Annotated in this window: 18 protein-coding genes and 1 pseudogene; 6 read left to right on the top strand and 13 right to left on the bottom strand. The window is 37.8% G+C overall.

Features of this window, described 5'->3' with window-relative positions:
- Positions 1-35: 35 nt before the first annotated feature.
- Positions 36-731 carry a tetratricopeptide repeat protein gene (locus tag ACU5DF_RS10195; RefSeq protein WP_446712761.1) on the top strand — a complete coding sequence of 232 codons (696 nt, stop codon included), beginning with the start codon at positions 36-38 and terminating at the stop codon, positions 729-731.
- A 79-nt stretch (positions 732-810) separates the two neighbouring features.
- Here the strand turns inward: ACU5DF_RS10195 and ACU5DF_RS10190 are convergent, their stop codons facing one another.
- Both ACU5DF_RS10190 and ACU5DF_RS10185 read right to left on the bottom strand, forming a co-directional pair.
- Positions 811-2,280 carry a bifunctional NUDIX hydrolase/phosphatase PAP2 family protein gene (locus ACU5DF_RS10190; protein ID WP_446712760.1) on the bottom strand — a complete coding sequence of 490 codons (1,470 nt, stop codon included), beginning with the start codon at positions 2,278-2,280 and terminating at the stop codon, positions 811-813.
- A complete protein-coding gene (locus ACU5DF_RS10185) occupies positions 2,277-2,762 on the bottom strand; it encodes a GNAT family N-acetyltransferase (RefSeq protein ID WP_045102319.1) in 486 nt (161 codons plus the stop codon). The genes ACU5DF_RS10190 and ACU5DF_RS10185 overlap by 4 nt, the downstream gene beginning before the upstream one ends.
- A 343-nt stretch (positions 2,763-3,105) precedes the next feature.
- On the opposite strand from ACU5DF_RS10185, the gene ACU5DF_RS10180 reads away from it, so the two are divergent.
- Positions 3,106-3,663 (top strand): phosphatase PAP2 family protein, encoded by a 558-nt coding sequence (locus tag ACU5DF_RS10180; RefSeq protein WP_300179243.1) that lies wholly within the window; start codon positions 3,106-3,108, stop codon positions 3,661-3,663.
- Here ACU5DF_RS10180 and nrfF read toward each other — a convergent pair.
- The 6 genes and pseudogenes from nrfF to nrfB all read right to left on the bottom strand — a co-directional run bounded on the left by nrfF (position 3,650) and on the right by nrfB (position 8,851).
- A complete protein-coding gene (gene nrfF / locus ACU5DF_RS10175; protein ID WP_446712759.1) occupies positions 3,650-4,108 on the bottom strand; it encodes a heme lyase NrfEFG subunit NrfF in 459 nt (152 codons plus the stop codon). The two genes, ACU5DF_RS10180 and nrfF, sit on opposite strands and share 14 nt — an antisense overlap.
- A 2-nt stretch (positions 4,109-4,110) precedes the next feature.
- Positions 4,111-4,635: a DsbE family thiol:disulfide interchange protein gene (locus ACU5DF_RS10170; RefSeq protein WP_446712758.1), complete on the bottom strand. Its 525-nt coding sequence runs from the start codon at positions 4,633-4,635 to the stop codon at positions 4,111-4,113.
- Positions 4,632-6,518, bottom strand: a complete 1,887-nt coding sequence (locus ACU5DF_RS10165; protein ID WP_446712757.1) for a heme lyase CcmF/NrfE family subunit — start codon at positions 6,516-6,518, stop codon at positions 4,632-4,634. Before ACU5DF_RS10165 ends, ACU5DF_RS10170 begins: the two co-directional genes overlap by 4 nt.
- 92 nt (positions 6,519-6,610) lie before the next feature.
- The gene (nrfD, locus tag ACU5DF_RS10160) at positions 6,611-7,567 is read right to left on the bottom strand and encodes a cytochrome c nitrite reductase subunit NrfD (protein ID WP_446712756.1); all 957 of its coding nucleotides are present in this window, start codon (positions 7,565-7,567) and stop codon (positions 6,611-6,613) included.
- Position 7,568: 1 nt separating this feature from the next.
- Positions 7,569-8,255, bottom strand: a complete 687-nt coding sequence (gene nrfC / locus ACU5DF_RS10155) for a cytochrome c nitrite reductase Fe-S protein (RefSeq protein WP_446712755.1) — start codon at positions 8,253-8,255, stop codon at positions 7,569-7,571.
- A 1-nt stretch (position 8,256) separates the two neighbouring features.
- Positions 8,257-8,851, bottom strand: a pseudogene (gene nrfB / locus ACU5DF_RS10150) (cytochrome c nitrite reductase pentaheme subunit).
- Between the two features lie 491 nt (positions 8,852-9,342).
- Between nrfB and nrfA the strand changes: the two are divergent.
- Positions 9,343-10,782 carry an ammonia-forming nitrite reductase cytochrome c552 subunit gene (gene nrfA, locus ACU5DF_RS10145; RefSeq protein ID WP_446712754.1) on the top strand — a complete coding sequence of 480 codons (1,440 nt, stop codon included), beginning with the start codon at positions 9,343-9,345 and terminating at the stop codon, positions 10,780-10,782.
- Between the two features lie 96 nt (positions 10,783-10,878).
- Here the strand turns inward: nrfA and ACU5DF_RS10140 are convergent, their stop codons facing one another.
- The 3 genes from ACU5DF_RS10140 to ACU5DF_RS10130 form a co-directional block, all read right to left on the bottom strand.
- Positions 10,879-11,523: a heme lyase gene (locus ACU5DF_RS10140; protein WP_446712753.1), complete on the bottom strand. Its 645-nt coding sequence runs from the start codon at positions 11,521-11,523 to the stop codon at positions 10,879-10,881.
- A 137-nt stretch (positions 11,524-11,660) separates the two neighbouring features.
- The gene (locus tag ACU5DF_RS10135; protein WP_045102329.1) at positions 11,661-12,434 is read right to left on the bottom strand and encodes a phospholipase A; all 774 of its coding nucleotides are present in this window, start codon (positions 12,432-12,434) and stop codon (positions 11,661-11,663) included.
- Between the two features lie 78 nt (positions 12,435-12,512).
- Complete coding sequence (locus ACU5DF_RS10130; RefSeq protein WP_446712752.1) at positions 12,513-14,858, bottom strand: DEAD/DEAH box helicase; 2,346 nt, start codon at positions 14,856-14,858, stop codon at positions 12,513-12,515.
- Between the two features lie 154 nt (positions 14,859-15,012).
- On the opposite strand from ACU5DF_RS10130, the gene ACU5DF_RS10125 reads away from it, so the two are divergent.
- The 3 genes from ACU5DF_RS10125 to ACU5DF_RS10115 all read left to right on the top strand — a co-directional run bounded on the left by ACU5DF_RS10125 (position 15,013) and on the right by ACU5DF_RS10115 (position 17,866).
- Positions 15,013-16,701, top strand: a complete 1,689-nt coding sequence (locus ACU5DF_RS10125; RefSeq protein ID WP_446712751.1) for an NAD-dependent malic enzyme — start codon at positions 15,013-15,015, stop codon at positions 16,699-16,701.
- Between the two features lie 118 nt (positions 16,702-16,819).
- Entirely contained in the window at positions 16,820-17,152 is a 333-nt protein-coding gene (locus ACU5DF_RS10120; protein WP_446712750.1) for a DUF3392 domain-containing protein, read from the top strand.
- Positions 17,153-17,179: 27 nt separating this feature from the next.
- On the top strand, positions 17,180-17,866 hold the full coding sequence (locus ACU5DF_RS10115; RefSeq protein WP_045102333.1) for a SanA/YdcF family protein: 687 nt from the start codon (positions 17,180-17,182) through the stop codon (positions 17,864-17,866).
- Positions 17,867-17,902: 36 nt separating this feature from the next.
- Here the strand turns inward: ACU5DF_RS10115 and ACU5DF_RS10110 are convergent, their stop codons facing one another.
- On the bottom strand, positions 17,903-18,706 hold the full coding sequence (locus ACU5DF_RS10110) for a GGDEF domain-containing protein (RefSeq protein ID WP_446712749.1): 804 nt from the start codon (positions 18,704-18,706) through the stop codon (positions 17,903-17,905).
- Positions 18,669-19,229 carry a hypothetical protein gene (locus ACU5DF_RS10105; RefSeq protein ID WP_446712748.1) on the bottom strand — a complete coding sequence of 187 codons (561 nt, stop codon included), beginning with the start codon at positions 19,227-19,229 and terminating at the stop codon, positions 18,669-18,671. The genes ACU5DF_RS10110 and ACU5DF_RS10105 overlap by 38 nt, the downstream gene beginning before the upstream one ends.
- Positions 19,230-19,580 lie beyond the last annotated feature (351 nt).

The following is a 19,580-nucleotide window of genomic DNA, read 5'->3' as shown; positions in this document are numbered from 1 at the left end:
TAACATTCTATATTAGCTAACTCGCTGGTTCTGTAATGAAATTAATATTAAAAACTCTCCTATTATCTGTATCACTATGCAGCTCCTTAGCTTTTGCTAATACAGAGGCACACAATGATTATTTAAAAGGTACGGCTTATCTAAATCAACACAATTATAAAGAAGCAATTACCTGGTTAACAAGTGCTGCCAATAATGGTTCTATTGAGGCTCAAAATAAGATTGGTGTCATTTATGCAAAAGGAATTGGTACTGAATCTAGCGCTAGTTTAGCCATTCAATACTTTACCAAAGCTGCAAAAAATGAAAGCTCAATGGCTTATTACAATCTCGGTAAGGTGTATGAATCCCAAGAAAAATTCCCTATCGCTATCGACTGGTATAATAAAGCCATCGCTATAGATAACAGCAATGCAATGAACAACCTTGCAGATTTATATTTACAAGGTAACGGGTTAGTGCAAAACATTCATCAAGCAGAACTGCTCTATATACAAGCGGCAGAATTAGGTAATGCTACAGCCATGCGTAATCTTGGTTTTCTCTATTTCAAAGGGGTAAACGTTAAACAAGATATGGAGAAATCATACTTTTGGTTTAATTTAGCCGCAGCAAAATCTTACCCAGAAGCAGAAATATATCGTGATTTTACAGGTGAGAAGTTATACAAAACGACAAGAACATCAATCCAGAATGAAGCCTTAGTATGGCTAGAAGCACATTCAAAATAACGCGATAATACTCTTTCCTTGGTTGTCTTAAAAGTTCAATTAAGACAACCAAGCAATCCTTCTTAACTCTTTTTCTTTGTTACGCCTTTTTACTCTCTAAGCGACACGGTAACCAAGTTGCCAGTACGATAATCACAAATATCAATGAGAAATTTGCTATCGCTTTCACCATTAAGACAATAAGAGAGCTGCTTTCTAATGAATCTAATAATACACTCACCCCATATCGAGTAAGTAGTATCACGACAAATAAAGTAAGTAAGGTAATCACGCGAGTTTTTAGGCTCTTTATCACCACACCTTTTGATATAAGAATAGCAAGGACCACTCCCCAACATATCGCTGCCATATATAAATAATTCATATATTGCATGGTAAACGCAATACCGCTTGAGATAATCGCTATAATTAACCAAAACTGTATACTCTCAATCACGCGATACAGTAAATCTCCATGTTTTTTCTGCAGATTTGAAAAATGAACAATCACCATCGCCCCCAGAGCGATCCCCACGATGACATCCGTCAGAAAATGAATACCGAGCCATACCTGAGCGATAGACTGAGTTATTATTAAGCCAACAAAAAATAATACAAAACGGTTAAGTAATGCTGGTGCTAGATCTCTTTTCTTTAAAGCGAGATAAAATACTCCGTAAATAACGGTAGCAAGCATGGCGCTCATGCTTGGCATTCCAAACCCATTAGCTTGCGTTAATTGTAGTTGAGGGACATAAACAAATGGGCGTGGTAAAGCCAGACCTAACTTTGCCAATTCTGTAAAAGTGATAGTTAACACAATACCAAACAATAAGGTTAATGCGGTTCCTCGACCAAAATAAACCAATGCGACAATAAATAAAAAGTAGAAAAAAGCTTCTGTACCTGTTTCATTAATTATCGTGAAAAATATTTTAATACTCGTGTTAATAACCGTTGGTAAACTATTTATACTTTCGCGTAACGACATCAACAGCCCCAGTTCAGCTTGGTGAATATCGCTCGCTTGACCAATAAGATCCGTTACCCACGTGATTTGGTTATCACTGTCTAATGGTTTAGCAAACCAATGCTGAAGTAATTTTAGTTGTTGTGGATAGCGGTACTGCTCTGGAGTTATTTTATATGGTTCACTCAAATAAACGGCTTCAGTTTCGATACCGTAATGAGGAGAGAACCAAGATGGAATTCGAAATAAACCATCATTTGTTTGGAGGTCAAAAACGACAATTTCAGAATCACTTACACAGCGAAAAAACGTGGCTTTATCGTCTTTATACAATTGTTCTTTTGCTGTAACAACAAGCCCTGCTTCTTCCCATGTTTCTCTTTCTGCGGCTTGCTGAGGCGTTTCCCCCACATCAATCAACCCTCCGGGCAATGATAGTTTTCCCGTAATCAATTCTTCAATCAAAACGACACGAAAGCCATCATCCACAACACAGACGGCTCCTTTTGAAGTAACCTCTTGATCCGCTAGTGCTGGTATTGATAAAAATGAGGTAGCAAACGATGACAACAATAAACAGAGAGTAAATATCTTATTCATATTTCACTCTCTTTTAGGGCTTTACGTAAATAATGGATATGTTCTTTCATGCCTTGCTGATGATAAAAATCTAATGCGGCTTGATTAAAACCCCACACTTCAACAAAAACCTCTTTAACACCATAGTCTTTTAATTCTTGTTCCATTCTTGTTATTAGTTTCTCAGCAATGCCTTCTCTACGACTTGTTTGTTCAACATACAGTTCATCAATCGTTGCCATCATTACTGGTTTACTAACCGTTGAAATCAATTCACAAAAATGCCCCGTCACAAAACCAATAACATCACCTTCGAGTTCTGCTACATACACCATGCATTCTGGGTCATCTAAATAGCGGGCAATACTTTTCTCTTCTTCTATCTCTGAAGCCGTTTTGAATAACTCAGGGCATTGCTGATGATGCTCATCATGTAGTTGATACATCATTGAATTTAAGCGAAAAAGATCCGTTTCTTGTGCTCGACGAATAACTGAAGTCATGTAGGTACCAAATAAGAAGTGACATGTAATTAGACCATGATTTATAAACAAAAAAAAGTTCTGTATCATCAGTTCTTACATTCATAATGCCTTTCCTTACTTAATTTTGACGTTAATCGCCTGAGAAAAGGTACACTAATCACATTGATATTTATTTGACCGAATCCTTATGCAATTTACTTTCACCCCAAAAAATAGAATCTACGAATTAATCACCTTTATTTTCTTTATCTTAAGTATGCTAATAGCGCTTTTCCTTGCGCCTACTCCTAATTTATTCGGTCTTTTATCAAATACTGAAAGCCTCATTCTAACTTCACTCAGCAGCTCAGCAGGCTCTCCAATGTTTCTGCTTACTTCAGCGATACTCTGCTGTATTCCTATTATCAAACGTTTACCAATAAAGAAGATACTTTCTCTCTACCTACAATTTGCAATTCTTTTACTATTAAGTTTAATGCTAAAAATTGGTGTTAAAGCGGTGACAGAGATCCCCCGCCCTTACACTCAAGCTTTAGTTCAGGTTGATTTAATCGATAATACCGCTGATTTTTATACGCTCAGTGAAGAAAACAAAGAAACTCTTATTACTCAAGTTAAACAGCAAGTAAGCCCCGCACGTATAGACCAATGGCGTCAAGGCATGAATTATTCATTCCCATCAGGCCATACTATTTTCGCCGCTATCTGTGTTTTATTCTGGGGGGGATTTTTGCTACGACATAAGCACTATGCACTAACCGCAGTTGTAATTACTTGGGGTGTAGGCGTTGGCTTTAGTCGTGTTTGGCTTGGAATGCACTGGCCAACAGATCTTATTGCGTCACTGATCAGTGCATCGATTTTGATTCTTTGTGTACCAACGATTAATTTAGAGACAACATCTCCTAAAGTGAATTAACGTTCTTCTTCACTGATTTAACCGCCATAATGCCAAAGCCAATAAGTAACAATAACGGCAATAGCCAAAGTACATAGGTTTTAGCATTTAATGGCGGTTCATATAAAACAAAATCGCCAAAACGATGCGTCATGAAACTCACGACCTCTTCATCTGTCTTTCCCGCTTTGATTTGCTGATACACTTCTAAGCGGAGATCTTTCGCTATCGGTGAATTTGACTCAATTAAGTTTTGATTTTGACATTGTGGACAACGTAAGCTTTTTGCCAAGGCTATCGCTTGCTGCTGTTGCTCTGAAGAATCAAACTTAAACAGTTCTACGCTTTCTATCGTCGCTTTGTCAGCGGCAACAAATAAACTATTACTGCTATCCAATGATGCATTAACGGAAAATACGGAGCATAAACAGAGTACTGGCACCAATAGATTAAAAAAACGCTTCATTATTACTCCTCAAAAAAGTCAGCAAATTCACGTTGCCACTTTTTCTCATCTAAAGCGCCAGTAAAGCGATGCAATATCACTCCTTTCTGATCAATTAAGAAAGTGGTCGGCGTACCAAAAACACCTAAATCCATTGCGAGCGATCCTCTTGGATCAAAAATCACCGCTTGATATGGCGAACCTGTCTGCTCTAGCACTTGTTTAGCCGCAATGCGATCATCTCGATAATCTAAACCAATGATGGTTATGCCCTGCTCTTTTAACTGATGCAAAAACTGATGTTCTGTTTTGCAAATCCCACACCACGCAGCCCAAACATTTAGCAAAGTTAGTGGCTGTTGCTGAAATAACGATTCATCTAATAATATAGACGTATCCATGACTTCTGGTAATTCAAACGTAGGCACGATCTCTCCCACCATCGCCGTTGATGTACTCGACTCTTTGGTTTCTAATCCTGTAAATAACACACTAAAGATTATCGCGCATATTACAATCGCTAATCCTACTTTTATTGCTGGCTTCATTTCTTACTACTCTTTCGCTTTATCATTGCCAATACCCCGCCTAGCGCCATCAAAATAGAACCAAACCAAATCCATCGAACGTATGCCTTATATTGTAAACGTAATGCGAAACTGCCGTCTTTTAATTTTTCGCCTAACGTCACGTATATATCACCATGCCAAAACCAATGCATTGCAGGTTCACTCATGTTCATGACACGAACTTGATAATGACGGCGTTGTGGCTGAACCATCGCTATTTCTTTGCCATTTTCACTGATCAATAAATTTGCTTGTTCTGCGGTGTAATTTGAACCTACCAGTAGTTCGGTTTCTTTATAAGTGATCTCATAATCGGCGAGTTTAGCTATAATACCCGGTTCCATTTTTGCACTGCTTTCAAAAGAGTGCTCACTGTTCATCGCCGCACCAATCATAACAATAGCAATACCAATGTGCGCGATAACCATTCCTATCGCTTTGCCTTTAGACTGTTGCAGCGACCACACCGAACCTATTATTACCGCGAAAGCCAACACCCAAACCAAGCTAGGGATTACTGCTATATTTTCATATTGAACACGATATATTCCGAGTCCTAGCACAATAGAAACTAAGCTTGAAATAACGATCGTCTTGGTATTTGCATTTGTCGTCTTTCCTTCCCAATGAGCAAAGACCGACACGGCCATCATGAACAAAGCAACGATCGCCATTGGCACAAATAACAGATTGAAATAGGGTGCTCCAACAGAGATATTTCCTAATCCGAAAATTTGGAAAATCATAGGATAGAATGTGCCAAGTAATACTGTAATTGTTGCGATTGAAAATAGACCAGCTAACAATAAAAACAAAAAATCACGACTGATAAAATGACGAATAGGTTGGCTATTTAACTGTCTACTTTTGAATGCATACAGAGATAAAGAAACCAACATAACCACAAACAAGATCAGAAGCAGAATGATCCCACGCGTTGGGTCCACTGCAAATGCATGGACAGAAGTTAATACCCCAGATCGAACGACAAAGGTGCCTAAAATACTCAAACAAAACGTCATTAACGATAGGATCATTGACGTTTTTACGAGTTGGTTTTTCTGATTACTCGCGATTAAAGTATGCAATAAACCCGTTGCGGTTAACCAAGGCAATAACGACGCATTTTCAACCGGATCCCAAAACCACCAACCACCCCAACCAAGTTCATAATATGCCCACCAAGAGCCTAAACTGATCCCTACAGTTAATAATGACCACGCTAGTAGTGTCCAATGTCTTGCGTGTTGTACCCAATATTGCGGTACGTCCTTCATCATTAATGCGGCAAGCGCAAAAGCAAACGTTGCGGCAAAACCTACATAACCTAAATACAATAATGGTGGATGAAATATCAATCCAATATCTTGCAACATTGGATTCAAATCTCGACCTTCTAATGGTGTATTAACGTAAATAATGAAAGGATTTGAAGCAAATAAAGTAAAGGCTGAAAAAATAGCAATTAATGCATTAAGCACTAATAAAACTCGAATAACGTACTCTGTTTGTATTGTTTTTCTCTTTAGCGTAATTAACCCTGCCCATAGTGCTAAAGTTAATACCCAAAACAATAATGACCCTTCATGACCACCCCAAATAGCGGCAATTTTAAAAAATACAGGTAATGCAGAGTTAGAGTGTTCAGCAATATATCGAATAGAAAAATCATCAATATAGAAGCCATATCCCAATGCAGACACAGAAAGAAAACAGAATAAAGTACTAAGAATCGAGAGAGGAAAAATTAACGTAGCCCAAGAATTCTGAGAACGTGATATTCCATATATAGCAGATATGGAAGCAACAAAAGATAACACCATCGTTGCTATTAACCAAAATTGACCTATTTCAGCAATCATACGACTCCACTGATCCCTCAAAAAATAAAAACGTCATGCTTATCCTAGTGTGACTTAAATAAGTAACTTAAGATAAACATGACGATACTACATTATACGACGGTCATTTGCCCTGCATAGAGAACAAATGTTCGCAGCATTAATACACCAAGTAAACTTAGTGACGTAACAACAAAGATAAAGCCTTTGCCATGTGTCATTTCTTTTGGTGCGAAAGCGTTAAGGGCCAATGGCGCAATCATACCCAAACCAATAACGCCAACCCAGAACCAAGTGCCCCAAAATCCACCACCAATCGCAGCCCAAGCGGCAACTTCCCCTTGGCCTCCGCTGAAGATTAATCCAGTAAAGAACGTAACTAAAACAAATAACTCGAACAGCACAACTGGTCGTTCGAAATTATGAATCCACTTTACTGAAGTGCTTGTGCTCGATTCCCCAAAACCTAAAATACCAAATAATAAACACGCCGCAGCACCTGAAGATAAACTTGAGAACAAGAATAAAATCGGCAGTACTGGGTTATTTAACATTGGGTAAGTTTGTAATGCAGATAACAAGAAACCAGTATAAGCAGCCAGCATAATAGCTAACACCGCTAAGACGACTTCTAATGCATTCTCAAACTGTTCTATTTTAAGCAAAATTGCATCAATGAAACCAAACTTCCCTTTTAAGAAAGCCATGATTTCTTTTCTGAAAATAACCCCTATCCAAGCAAACAAAACAACCATATATACTTGGAACAAGATAACCCCCATCGACATTACCGATGTAGGGTTAAAAAAGATCATTATTTTCCAAAAAGATAACGGTTTCGTTAAATGGAAAATCAAAATAGTTAAGCCAGCAATAATTCCAAATGGAGCTAAAATCGCCGTGGCTTTAATGATGCCATTATGCGCAGGATCTCCTTCGATGACTTTACGCTTCAAATAAATTGAAATCATAACGGCACCAGCAGACATACCGGCTAAGAAAAGATAGATCGCGATGATCCAATCCCAAACTAAGGAGTCAAAATTAAACGCAGCTTCCCATGCACTCATCTTAAATCTCCCCTTTTTGGTTTGGGATCTTAAATAACTTAGGCTTAGTGCCTAGGTCCACTTTGTCTCGATAGAATACGCTATTGCTTAATACCGCATTAATCTCACTATTTTTATCGTTCAAGTCACCAAAGATCAGTGCTTTTGTTGGACACGATTCAACACACGCAGGTTGTTTGCCTTGAGCTAAATTCGTCTCACGACAAAAATCACATTTATCTGCTGATTTGGTAACAGGATTAAAGAAACGTACTTGATAAGGACACGCCGCTAAACAATAACCACAGCCTACGCATTTCTCATTATGAATATCAACAATACCTGTTGCTTCATCTTTATAAGCAGCGCCTGTCGGACACACCATTACACACGGAGCATTTTCACAATGTTGGCATGATTTACGAGTAAAGCGGTAATCGACATCAGGGAACTCTCCGCGCGGTTCGCTACGGATAATCTCTAATCGAGAAACACCTTCTGGCACGCTGTTCACTTCTCGACATGCTTCAGTACAGGCAGTACAACCAATACAGGCCGTCTCATCATGCACCATACCATAGCGTTTCGCGCCGTCTTCCATCGAATAAGCCAGCGTTTTTTTACTGCTCATTAATGAGGTAGTCGCCACTCCAGTAGTAAAGATAACCGCACCTGAACCCGCTAAAAAATTTCGTCTAGAACAACTCATACTATTCTCCTAGCTTATTTTCTTTCTGATTAAAATCAGCGTGGCAATCAACACACATCTTTATCTTTGATGAATGGTCAAAAGAAAGTACCGCTTCTTTTTCTCCATGCACAATATGACAAGATGAGCAGGTTAAGTTTTTGGCGTGAACGTCATGCGTCCAGCTATCATCACGTAATCTTTCTGAGGTATGACAATCAGTACATTGGCTATTAGCTTGTAAAATTTCATCAAACGAGAGGGTCACTTTTTCCGTGCCGACTTTTGATTGTGCCGCAGAATATTTGATAACTTGAGGTGCACCATCTCGGTGTTCAGGTCCAATTGATTTATGACACTCTACACAATTCACATCACGTTTAAGAATGGCAAATGCATCTTCACCGTGTGAACCTTTAAGTGTTTCTTTTTCATCTTTATGACATTGAGTACATGCGTAGTCCTCGGTCACGAATTAACGTCACTTCATGTCGAGTTGATGAGTCAGCCTCTATTTGGGGCGATTCATCTGCAGCAACATTGAGAGACAAACCATAGAGACAAAATGCGAAGAGTAGCTTCAACATTGTGGCTATGGCTAAATTAACTTTGCCCATGTTATATCCTTCCCTTTCCTACTTTATGTCAGTCAAATCAATTAAAGATCGGACGCATAAAATAAAATGGATGAGTTATTGTATTGATGAAGAAATAAGCTCTTCATTGAAATCAATTCTCATTGGATAGTTAGCCACAACGCTTAACAGAGACAGTTTATATATAAATGTATCGAAATAATACAAAATGTGTCCTGTTGATTATATCTATCTACCACTTTTGTGACATGGCGCAGATAGCCTTATCTCACTGTTATTTAAAGCAAATAAGAACCATTATTAATAAGGTGCATTTAAATTAACACTTTAGGGGTATAAGTATTTATTAGTGATATAGATCACTTATGTAACTTGATGTAAATCAATACAAACCCCGATGAAAAAATGACCGTCCCTTATCTACGATATACTCATTATGTTTCCAATTCTGATTGATAGTCGCTTTCACAACGCTTGGCTAATTCATAACAAGAATATTGGAGATACTTACTGTGAAAAAGCAATGGACCCGTCGTTCAGCCGCTGCAATTGCCATGGTGACTACGTTATTATTAAGTAGCCACAGCTTTGCTGCATCTGAAAAAACTGAGCGAGTTGACCCTCGTAATGAAGCTTATGCAAAAGAGCATGCCGATCAATATGAATCATGGCGCTCTACCTCTGACAGCGTACAAATTGAAGATGCGTTAGCCGAAGACCCAAATATGGTGATCATGTGGGCAGGTTATGGTTTTGCAAAAGACTATAATAAAGCTCGTGGACATTTTTATGCGATAGATGACGTAAGACAAACCCTTCGAACAGCTGGCCCAACGGATGCAAATTCAGGCCCTATGCCAATGGCATGTTGGAGCTGTAAAAGCCCTGATGTTGGCCGTGTAATTGAAGAGCAAGGCGAAGACGGTTACTTCTCTGGTAAATGGGCACGTCTGGGTAGCGAAATTCAAAACCCGATTGGCTGTGCCGATTGTCATGATACCCGTAGTGAAGGCTTTAAAAATGGTGAACCTGCTTTAGCTATTACTAAGCCGCACGTAGAACGAGCGATGGACGCAATTGGTAAACCTTTTGGTGATCAATCTCGTTTAGATCAACAAGCCTCTGTTTGTGGTCAATGTCACGTAGAATACTACTTCACAGGAAAAACCAAAGCCGTTAAATTCCCTTGGGATAAAGGGACTACGGTTGATGAAATGGAAGAGTACTACGACGAGATTGGCTTTAAAGACTGGACACATAAAGTATCTAAAGCACCAATGCTAAAAGCACAACACCCAGGCTACGAAACATGGCGAGAAGGCATTCATGGTAAAAACAACGTAACTTGTGTTGATTGTCATATGCCAAAAGTGAAAAAAGAAGATGGCACAGTTTATACTGACCATAAAGTAGGCAACCCGTTCGATCGCTTTGAAGATACGTGTGCAAACTGCCATACACAATCTAAAGAAATGCTACAAGGCGTTGTTGCTAGTCGTAAAGCACAAGTAGTAAAAATGAAGCTAACCGCTGAACGTCAAATTGTAGCCGCTCATTTTGAAGCGGGTGCGGCATGGGATGCTGGCGCAACTGAAAAAGAAATGGAGCCAATCCTACAAGATATTCGTCATGCACAATGGCGTTGGGATTATGCGATTGCTTCACACGGCGTTCATATGCATGCACCTGAGATCGCTCTAGAAGTATTAGGGACTGCTGTTGATAAAGCTGCAGATGCTCGTACTAAGTTAGTTCGTTTACTAGCGAAAAAAGGCATTACCGACCCTATCGCAATTCCAGACATTTCAACTAAGGCAGCGGCACAAAAAGCCTTAGGCATGGATATGGAAGGCATGAATGCTGAGAAAAAACACTTCTTAGAAACAGTGGTTCCTCAGTGGGAAAATCAAGCTAAAGAACGTCAATCAACCGATTATGCACCAATAAAATAATCGTCAAATAAGAGATAAATCTTATTAACTAAGCACCAATAAAAAAGCCGACACTTCAGATGACGTGTCGGCTTTTTCATATCTTTAACTCTTTAACTAGCGGCGAGCTTGCATCAGCTGTTTTGCTTGGTTAATTGAATTAATAATAGTGACTCTATCTACATCGACTCTTTCTGAATCTAAAATCTTCTGCCAAGCATTAATCGCTTTTTGATAACGGAACGTCACAAAATGATCGGAAGCAATTAAAGTTAATGCGGCTTGGTTATACTCATCTAATGCTAATGCTTTATTCAGTAGCTCCTCAATTTCTTCGTCAAACAGCTGAGAGTGTAAATAGTATTGAGCTGTTGCTTTTGCAGCGTACTGATTTGCCGTTGGTTCTTCAGTTAATCGTATTGCATAACCAAAGCAAATATTAGCCGGTTTTAATTCGCCATTAAGTAAATAGCCTTGGCCAATTTCAAACCAAAGATCCGCATCATTTGGTGATAATTTTAATTGGTCTTCTAAATACCGCATTTTATCGTCATACGATAACGGGCCTAAAGGCTCAGTAATCACTTTATTATTAACAGCAAACTTTTCAGGTCGTAAACCCGATGAGAAAATTACTATAATACTAATGACAACGATAAAAATCATCCAAACAGGATTAAGTGAAGTAGCATGACTACGGCTAAAAAACCACCACAAAACAGCACCTATAAGAACAAAACTCAGTAACATCATTATTATCATATTTTTTACTCTAGTAAAAATTTGTCGCGATCGTAATTCAAATTCATGATTACCGCAATGATCATCATCAGATGTCAGAAGATCATAACCAAAAAAAACCTCCAAGTTGGAGGTTAAATATTATCTATAACAAACGATTAATTTGGTGGAAGTAGTTTCATTCCAATACCAATTCGTGTTTGGTCATGATCATAATCAATTAGTGTTTCACCATACCCTGTCCAAACTTGAGTATAAAAACCAACAAATTTGTTTATATTCAATGTGTAACCTGCTTCTATGCCGCCTTTATTAGTACTGAAGTTATGATGAAAACGCGTATTAAATGTACCTACTTCATTACCCATTTTAATCCAAACGTCATAGTCGCCTAAAAAATCAGTGATATCTTCATTATTTTCTTCATCTTTGAATACATACCAACCCCTAATACCATATTGTATTGGTCCATCTAATCGCTCTAGCGCCCCATACATACGATCCCAGCTACGTGATAGGCTGGTTGTTTGCCCATTTGACTCATGCATATAGCCAATTTCAGCGCTATTAAATAACAACATATTTGATTGATGCATCAAGAAAAACTGAGGTTTATAATTTGTTTCTCTAAACGGTGACGATATATCGTTATTCGCTAATTGCCACAAAGACTTTTGAGTATAAGAGAACATTAAAGAAGTACTTTGATTAATTGGCATTATTGGAACAGCCAAAGAAAACTGAAATTTCACTTCAATTTGCTGTAAACCATCGGCATCTTCAAACCCACCATCAATATAAGTTTGTTTATTAATGTCGTTGGTATAACTGCCTAATAAATAACTGTCTTCATAACCGTGAATACGATTTAACTCTTTTGCTGATGTCATCACGGGTATCGCCAATGCAATCAATAGCATCCATTTTTTCATAATTGACCTTTTGTCAGTAACTTGCCTTTTTCATATATAAGCAAAATGCATACCTACATTACATTTTATATAACTTAACTATTTTATATCGATTTTACGACTGGCTTTTTGATATTGAATTCTCCAGCCAGACCAAGGAGGGATTTCCCATCTTTTCACATCTCCTTTTCTTCCACCTTTTCTATATGTTAGTAAAACTCGTTTACTTTGTGGGAAATAATCAACAGATAAGGTTAAATCAGGCAATATTACTGTTTGTGGGTATTTCGTTAAAAAATCATCTAATTCCCACTCAGGGACTCCATTAAAGACAAAATCGGATTCATCAAACAATGCTAAATCATCCAAAGACGTTACGCCTAATTCAGTTAGTTGTTGTGTAAACCAAGATTCAAACGTTATAGTTTTATCTGATTTATTGCCATTTAATTGGCAATAAAGCAACCAAGCGGCAATTTCTCCCTCTTTTTTCTCTTTTAACTGTGGAAATAAATATCCTTCTTTTACTTGAGAAACAATTGCAGGAATAGCATCCTTTTCAGACGGTTCAACATACTCCGTTTTTAGTTTACGGCTCGCATAATAATATTCATGAGCAATTTTAATATTTTCCTTATCACTAATACACTCGCCCAGACGACACTCAGCAAGTCCTGCCTCTATTATCCATAATATATTGATAGGAGATAAAACTGTTCCAATGGTAAGAGTTTGCTTACTACCTCTACCAGGAAGAGAAAACTGATCAAAAACAATAGCTGCTTCATGTGTCGATAAGAAATGGCTATTACGTCCAAGAACCACTTCCAAATAACCATTACCAAAAGCTTCTCGGCGTTTCTCTCGACGAACAAAAACTAACTCAGGCAACTTAGAGATAATTTGAATTAATACTTCTTCTCTTTTTAAACGGCTACTTACCTCTAGATCTGGCAATTCTAATTCCGTTCTAATTTGTATAGCTAACGTTTGTGCCTCTTTACGTAATTCATTATCAATATTTAATCCATGGCATTCATGTCCGCGAATAATTGAAACTAGTGTAATTAAGTCACACGATTGAGGATTCCAACGTAAAAACTCATCTAAAGCAATATCGGATTTAGATATTGAGAACAGTTTATTTGAGACAGAAAGTGCAGCAACTAAATCAACCACGGTTTCTTTCTCTGCTTTACCCTCTATTTCAGAAATCAGATGAGAAAACAGTGTATCGATTGGTAATGGAAATAAGCGTAAACCATAATCTGTAATGTTCAATTCTGAATTAATGGCCCCTATTTTCTGTAATTTTTCTTCAGCTATTCGGAGTGATTTTTCTGGTAAAGGTTCTAAAAATACTAGACTTCGCAAAACGGAATCACAACTTGCAGCAGCAAGAACCGCCTCAACTAACTCATCTCGCTGTAGTTCAGGAGGTGTCATTCTATCAAGCGGTGCATGTTCACCATATAAGCGGATCGCTTGCCCTTCTTGAGTTCGCCCAGCCCGACCTGAACGTTGTTGTGCACTTGCTTTAGATATGAATTGCAATGACAGTGTTGTTCGCCCATTTCTTTGCTGTGTTCTTCGTTCAAGTCCTGAATCAATAACCACTGTAACATTTGGAATAGTAAGAGAGGTTTCAGCTACATTGGTTGAAAATATAATTCGTTGCTGCTGAGATGGCGCTAAAGCTTGCTGCCTAAGGGTATCAGATACGCCTGCAAATAATGGAAGAACTAGACAATGTGGAAATTTGGCCGAAGCACTTTGAATACATTGTGTGATCTCTTTTTTCCCTGGTAGAAATACTAGAATATCACCGGCCTCACCTAACTGAATGACAGATTCTATCGTATTAATAATACGCGCCTCCAACTCTTTGTTAGACGGCATCTTCTGAGCGTGTTCAGCATCATACGATAAATTAACAGCAAATTGTCGGCCTTCAGCCATCAGTAATTCAGCATCAATATAAGCGGCTAATGACTGACTATCCATGGTGGCTGACGTTAAAATTAAACGATGTTTCTTATACGAATTAAGTAAAGACAACAAAAGATCAGTATCCCAACGTCGCTCATGAAATTCATCAATCATGACCAGACCAAATGTCGCTAGTTTATCTTCCATAAACCATTTTAAAGCAATACCAGGAGTGACAAAAACAACTCGACTTTCTTCACTATATTTAATATCAAGTTTAATCGCATAACCAATTTCCTTCCCTAACGTACAAGATTCTTGTAACGCTAGATATTCAGCAAGAGCTGTGCAGGCAATTCGTCTTGGCTCAATCACCAAGACTCGACCATGTTCTGCCGCCCATAAAGGAAGATGCGTTGATTTACCTGATCCGGTTTCAGATTGAACAACCACATTTTTATGTAAAATAGAAGACGAAAACTTAGAGTAAATCGCATTAATTGGTAACAAAAACATATAAACCGAAAAATAATAGAATATTTCACTACTCTATCGGATTTGATTGATAAAAACATGACTGTATTCGCATTTTATTTTCATTCACACTTTGATATTTTCGTTAAGTAGGCATAGGATCTGTGGTTCATTCTTGATTTGAAGAAGCATAACAATGAATAACAACAAACGTCCTCTATATATCCCTTATGCTGGTCCAGCACTTCTAAGTACTCCTCTGCTAAACAAAGGCAGCGCATTTAGTACAACTGAACGTAAATATTTTAACTTAGAAGGCTTACTTCCTGAAGCTATCGAAAGCATCGAAGAGCAAACAGGCCGTGCTTATAAGCAATACCAAAGCTTTGAAAATGATATGGACAAGCATATCTATCTTCGTAATATTCAAGACACAAATGAAACGTTATTTTATCGCTTAGTACAAAATCATATCAGCGAAATGATGCCTATTATTTACACGCCAACCGTTGGTGCTGCGTGTGAAAACTTCTCAAACATCTATCGCCGTGGTCGTGGCCTATTTATCTCTTATGAGAACAAAAACCGCATCGATGACCTATTAAATAATGCGGCAAACCAAAACGTAAAAGTAATTGTGGTTACCGATGGTGAACGTATTCTTGGTCTTGGTGATCAGGGTATCGGTGGCATGGGCATCCCTATTGGTAAATTAGCACTTTATACGGCGTGTGGCGGTATCAGTCCTGCTCATACGTTACCAATCGTTCTTGATGTTGGTACGAATAACCCTCAACGTCTTGCTGATCCAATGTACATGGGCTGGCGTCACCCTCGTATTACTGGTGACGAATATAAAGATTTCGTTGAAGACTTCATTCAAGCTGTTCAACGTCGTTGGCCTCAAGCTTTAGTTCAATTTGAAGATTTTGCTCAAAAAAATGCAATGCCTTTACTTGAGCGCTACAAAAATCGTATCTGTTGCTTTAATGATGATATCCAAGGTACCGCAGCAGTTACCGTAGGTTCACTACTTGCGGCGTGTAAAGCGGCAGGAAGCTCTTTATCACAGCAACGCGTTACATTCTTAGGCGCAGGTTCTGCGGGTTGTGGTATTGCTGAAGCAATTATTGCTCAAATGGTATCAGAAGGTATTTCCGATGCTCAAGCCCGCTCACAAATATACATGGTTGACCGTTGGGGTCTATTGCAAGAAGGCATGCCAAACCTACTTGATTTCCAACAACGCCTAGTGCAAAAAACTGAAAATACAAAAGAATGGACATCTGAAGAACCAAACTACTCACTTGTTGATGTTATGCGCAATGCTAAACCAACCGTTCTAATTGGTGTTTCTGGAGCTCCTGGTTTATTCAGCAAAGAAGTTATCCAAGAGATGCATAAACACTGTGAACGCCCTATTGTGTTCCCATTATCAAACCCAACAAGTCGTGTTGAAGCAACACCGAATGACATTATTCGTTGGACTGATGGACAAGCATTAGTGGCAACAGGTAGCCCATTTGATCCTGTTACACATAATGGTCAAACTTACCCAATTGCACAATGTAATAATAGTTTCATCTTCCCTGGTATTGGTTTAGGTGTTTTAGCGATTAAAGCTACCCGTGTTTCTGATGAGATGCTAATGGAATCAAGCCGTGCTTTATCTGAGTGTTCTCCACTTGCGATTAATGGCTTAGGCGCTCTACTTCCACCATTAGAAGAAATTCACACGGTTTCTAAGAAAATTGCCTTTGCCGTGGCTAAAAAAGCCATTGAACAAGGTTATGCCTTAGAAATTACTGATGAAGCATTAATGCAAAAAATTGAGCAATATTTCTGGAAGCCAGTTTATCGTCGTTACAAACGTACTGCTTTTTAATACAATACCTATCAATTAGGTAGTAACCAAAAAAACCAGGGTAATGACACTCTGGTTTTTCAATAAATAATACATCCTGCCGATACTATAATTATAGACACTAAAATAACTTAACTATATGAATCAAATACTCTCTTTTTTTAATACTCTTGGTAATTATCTAACTCCATATTTATCTGATATTTCAGTGGCGATGATAGCTTGTGCATTAGTCATGCTTGGTGGCGATATAAACCGAGGACTCCGAGCTTTTTTGTCAGGAAAGCATTTTTTAATTCGAACATTAGCTTTTATTGGGGTTAATGCTTTTGGCTACGGTCTATTAATCGTAAAAGCATCACCTTTTCTCACCTCGGCTTTGCTTTCTATACAACCTGCTTTTATGCTTGCTATTGTTCTTTCTACCTTTATTATTATTGGTATGTGGGCACAAAAAAATCGCCAAGTATAACTTTCCATTCAGCTAAATTGAGGCACAATGAGATCCCAGTTAATTAACCAATTTGCAAAGTGGCTAAAAATAACAGCAATCCTTATTGGAATAATCACATCTGTTATATTGCTGGCTGATCTCTCGATCTCTCTCTCATCAGCCCCTCAGTTATACAAAAGTATTGAAACACTACCAGTACAAGAAACTGCCTTGGTTCTTGGTACTAGTAAATACATTCGTCGAACATTAAATCCTTACTATCAATATCGTATTGATGCGGCTATCAAATTATATAAACAAAATAAGGTCACTCATTTTTTATTGAGTGGTGATAATGCTCACCGTTCATATAATGAACCATGGACCATGAAAAGAGATCTCTTAAAAGCAGGAATACCAGAAGAAAGTATTACATTAGATTACGCAGGATTTAGAACCCTAGACTCAGTTCAAAGAGCTCAACAGGTTTTTGAGGCAAACAGCTTAACCATTGTTTCACAAGAGTTTCATTGTCAACGCGCTGTTTTTATTGCTAATCACTTTTCAATGGATACTGTTTGTCTTATTGTCCCTTCCCCAACAGGCTGGGCTAATACTAAAATTCGATTACGAGAAGTATTAGCAAGAACAAAAGCTATTCTTGATTTGTATATTTTTAATGTTCAACCGAAATTCTTAGGGCCTAAAGAGCCAATTAAGCATAAGACCTTACCTGAGGCTCCCCTACAATAAAAAGCCATATCACATCATTGTCATAAGGCTTTAAAATTAACTAAAATATCGATTTTCAGATACATTGATATTCTTACTAGTCACGATCTGGTTTCGCCCTCGATTTTTAGCCTTATATAAAGCATCATCTGCACGTGCTATTACCTCGGTAATACGCTCATCTTTCATTTCAGCAACACCAAAACTACCAGTTAAAAGTTTATTATGGCACCATGAATGATGTTCAATAGTATGACGAATATGCTCGGCTTTCTCGGCTGCTTGCTCTAAGTTATTATTTGGGCTGAAAACAATGAACTCCTCCCCTCCCCAGCGAACCAAAAAGTCAGTACTTTTGATTGCTCCAGTAATAACTAAAACAAACTCTCTTAAAATATCATCTCCAACTTGATGACCTAACTCATCATTAACCTTCTTAAAGTAATCAATATCAATATAGATAACTGAAAATGTTTGTTTCCCCCAACGTACTTGTTGAGACATTCGCTCTAACCAATCTCGAACTGCATTTCGATTTCGAGCCCCAGTTAACGAATCACGGTGTGCTAGCTCAGCAAACTCTATATTTTTTTCTTTAAGGTTTCCATTCAGCTTACGCAAACGAGTCTCACGATAACTACTTGCTTGCAGTTTTTGGTTTAATCTATTTTGTTCATACAATACATAACCCATGATCATGATGAGCCAAGCATATAAAATAATTTTTAGTAAGGTATTTTCTTTAATCCAAGATCCACGAAATTCAATGCTATTAACCGTTATTTCAAAATCACCACTCTTAACGGTCGATGATGTTGCTATTTCAATAATAGATACATTCGAAAACTCTGGGTGCAGCATGCTCTACTGGGACCTTATAGTCAGCGATCCACCAAGTCATTACTTGAAAGTCAGCAAGTTGTAATTCTTTTACACCTGCGTTAAATCCAGGTTCATATTCGACACCATTGAACTTTAAAGACGCTTCATCATTTCTTTTAGTATATATAGGGTTACTATTTCTTAAATAGACTCGTAATCGCCCATTAGGATCTGCACTCTTATAATCTATATCTAAAATCAGTTTAGAGTAAGAAGACAAATCAACCCCTTCAAAAATACTATCAGAAAAACGAATAGCGACTTCACAGTATGGCCATGCATAATCTGCTTTTTTCATGTCACATTTTAACGATGGGTGTCCATTCCTTTCAACTAAAACAGCCTCACTGACCCCTCCAATTTTCCTATCATCTGCTGCATAAAATTGATACATTTTAGGGTCAACAGTTAACGTTTTAGTATCTCCACGAAAGTGATACCAAATCAACGTAATAATAGAAAGAATTAGCATCCCTATCGTTATTTTTTGAAATATTCGCATAGTAATCCTTTACTCACTCCATGAGAATTTCTTGATCTTTGTTCCAAAAATAATAGCTTACTTATTTTTCATCACAAAGAATAATCATCACTCTGAACGTGAAATTTATAGGAAAGATTATTCTTTATGACATACATCAAAAAATAGCACCAAACAATGCACATTTAAGTATCAAATTTATCAATAAATAACCCCTTGAAATTAAACAATAAAAATTGACACACTGACGTTTTATTGACAGATCCTTCTATTTTTCTTGTCAAGACTTGAAGATTTCTCTAGATAATGTTTTGATCTGCCCGCTGAATAAAACATTCAGAATCCCTCTCATTATTAAGCTGTTAAGGTATC

It is taken from the genome of Aliivibrio wodanis (genome assembly GCF_052920805.1).
The sequence above is the reverse complement of the archived record's forward strand: the minus strand, read 5'-3'. Positions and strand labels throughout refer to the sequence as shown.